Source organism: Ilyobacter sp., from assembly GCF_041583315.1.
GTDB lineage: Bacteria > Fusobacteriota > Fusobacteriia > Fusobacteriales > Fusobacteriaceae > Ilyobacter.
This window is the reverse complement of the sequence record NZ_JBFHGC010000412.1, coordinates 1-2635: the sequence shown is the minus strand read 5'-3', so window position 1 is coordinate 2635 and position 2635 is coordinate 1. Positions and strand designations below refer to the sequence as shown.

The following is a 2635-nucleotide window of genomic DNA, read 5'->3' as shown; positions in this document are numbered from 1 at the left end:
GGTCTGAAAAACAAGATAGCCTATGTGCCTGAAGACAGGAAAAAAGAGGGGCTCATACTAGGACTTTCAGTGAAGGAAAACATGAGTATATCCTCTCTGGAAAAATTTGAGAGCAATTTTAAAAGTCTTAATAAAAATGATGAGAAAGACCTGGTGGATTCTTATATTTCAAGGTTTAATATAAAAACCCCGGGGATGGACCAGATAATAAAAAATCTCAGCGGAGGAAACCAGCAGAAAGTGGCCATAGCCAAGGCTCTGATGACAGGACCAAAGATACTGATACTAGATGAACCAACACGTGGAGTAGATGTAGGAGCTAAAAAAGAGATATACGATCTTATAAATGAACTAAAAAAACACGGAATGAGCATCCTGATGATATCCTCTGAAATGGTTGAAGTAATAGGACTCAGCGATAGAATAATGGTTATGCATGAAAAAAGTGTAACAGGAATATTCTCGGCTAAAGATGCAAGTCAGGAAAAAATAATGAGGTGTGCCGTGGGCCTGAAGGAGGATAGAGATGAATAATCAGACGACACTGGAGTCGACTCAGAAGAAGAGTTCCATTTTAATGAGAAATAAGCCTTTTATAGGACTTTTAATATTTGCAGTTTTGGTATCCTTTATGAATCCGAGATTCCTTTCAGCACCTAATATGCTGAATGTACTGAGGCAGACCTCTATAAATGCAATTATTTCAGCAGGGATGACCTTTGTAATCCTCACAGGAGGAATCGACCTTTCAGTGGGATCTATCCTGGCCTTCTGCGGTGCAATATCTGCGAGCCTTTTGGCATCGGGACAGAATGCTTTTGTAGCCGTAGTAGTATCCTTGGTGGTAGGTGGGATACTGGGAATGCTGAGCGGAATGTTTATAAGCTACGGCAAACTACAGGCCTTTATCACCACTCTGGTAACAATGACCCTCATGAGAGGTGCCACACTTGTATTTACAGGCGGGAAGCCGATATCCATAGGATTCGGAAGTAACACATCACTCTTTGGAAGTATAGGGGCAGGAAGCATACTGGGGATTCCTACGCCAATATATATAATGGCAGTCGTATACGGCGTATCTTACTATGTGCTGAATCATACAAAATTTGGACGATATGTATATGCCGTGGGAGGAAACGAGGAAGCTACAAAACTGTCTGGTATAAATGTGGACAGGGTAAAGACAAAAGTCTATGCCATCAGCGGAGTCTTGTCTGCACTGGCTGGAATAGTAGTAACAGCAAGGTTATTTTCGGCTCAGCCTACTGCAGGAAGCGGATATGAGCTAGATGCCATAGCAGCAGTGGTACTAGGAGGTACAAGTCTTGCAGGGGGAATAGGAAGGATCACAGGTACGATTACAGGGGCCCTGATTATAGGGGTTCTGGGAAATGCTCTTAATCTGCTGAATGTATCATCATACTATCAGCTTATGATAAAGGCATTGGTTATATTAGCAGCGGTACTAATGGATAGAAAATCCAAAAAATAAAAAAAGGAGGAAAAAAATGAAAAAGATTTTTACTTTGATTACAGTTTTATTGATGGTTGTGCTGACAGGTTGCGGTGAGAAAAAAGCTCCGGAAACAGAATCTGCAGGTAAGGTAGGTCTCGTGGTGTCTACTCTGAACAACCCGTTCTTTGTAACTTTGAAAGAAGGTGCTGAGGCCAAGGCTAAAGAGTTGGGAATGGAAATTATCATATTAGATTCTCAGAATGACCCTGCAAAAGAGCTGGCTAATGTGGAAGATCTAGTGGTAAAAGGTGTAAATGTAATCCTTATAAACCCTACAGACTCTGATGCAGTGGCAAGAGCAGTAATGGCTGCAAATGAGAGTAAAATACCTGTGATAACACTGGACAGAGGAGCAAATGGCGGAGAGGTAGTAACACACATTGCTTCTGACAACGTAGCCGGTGGAAAAATGGCAGGAGAATTTATAGTCGGGAAAATAGGGAAAGACGGAAAAGTAGTGGAACTTCAAGGGATTCCAGGTACTACTGCAGCAAGAGACAGAGGTCAGGGATTCAATGAAGCTGCTGCAAACAATATTACGGTAGTGGCACAACAGGCTGCTGATTTTGACAGAACTAAAGGACTTAATGTAATGGAGAATATTCTTCAGGCAGTACCTGAAATAGATGCAGTATTTGCTCACAATGATGAGATGGCTCTAGGAGCATTAAAAGCCATAGAAGGAAGCGGAAGAAGTATATTAGTGGTTGGATTTGACGCCACTGATGACGCTGTAAAAGCTGTAGAGGCAGGAACTCTTGCTGCAACAGTGGCACAACAGCCTGCTATGATAGGGGCTATAGGAGTAGAGACAGCTTCAAAAGTATTAAAAGGTGAAACAACAGCTGAATTTATTCCTGTAGAGTTAAAACTTGTTACAAAATAAATTATGTAAAGGCCTCCTGTGTTTAGGGGGCTTTTTTTTATGAATTACTGAATTTCTCTGAAGTTGATGTTACTTTTCCTTGATGAAAAGTAACCAAAAATCAAGCCTTGTCTTGTCCAAGCTAAAATATAATAAATTTTACTAAAAATACAAAACTCGCTTCGCTCAGACATTGTATTTTCTTAACGCAAAATTTATTATATTTCTTCACGCTCGTCCTGCGAATAGGC

Annotated in this window: 3 protein-coding genes; all 3 read left to right on the top strand. The window is 40.9% G+C overall.

The window, feature by feature from the left end; all coding sequences use genetic code 11:
- On the top strand, positions 1-534 hold a 534-nt coding region (locus ABZA26_RS12225), incomplete at its 5' end, for an ATP-binding cassette domain-containing protein (RefSeq protein ID WP_372714794.1).
- A complete protein-coding gene (gene rbsC / locus ABZA26_RS12220; protein ID WP_372714793.1) occupies positions 527-1495 on the top strand; it encodes a ribose ABC transporter permease in 969 nt (322 codons plus the stop codon). The genes ABZA26_RS12225 and rbsC, both read left to right, overlap by 8 nt.
- Before the next feature lie 16 nt (positions 1496-1511).
- Positions 1512-2405 carry a ribose ABC transporter substrate-binding protein RbsB gene (gene rbsB, locus ABZA26_RS12215; protein WP_372714792.1) on the top strand — a complete coding sequence of 298 codons (894 nt, stop codon included), beginning with the start codon at positions 1512-1514 and terminating at the stop codon, positions 2403-2405.
- Positions 2406-2635 lie beyond the last annotated feature (230 nt).

Bases quoted from the DNA above. Each gene is read 5' to 3' on its own strand.
- rbsC (WP_372714793.1), top strand. From the start codon at position 527: ATGAATAATCAGACGACACTGGAGTCGACTCAGAAGAAGAGTTCCATT.
- rbsB (WP_372714792.1), top strand. From the start codon at position 1,512: ATGAAAAAGATTTTTACTTTGATTACAGTTTTATTGATGGTTGTGCTG.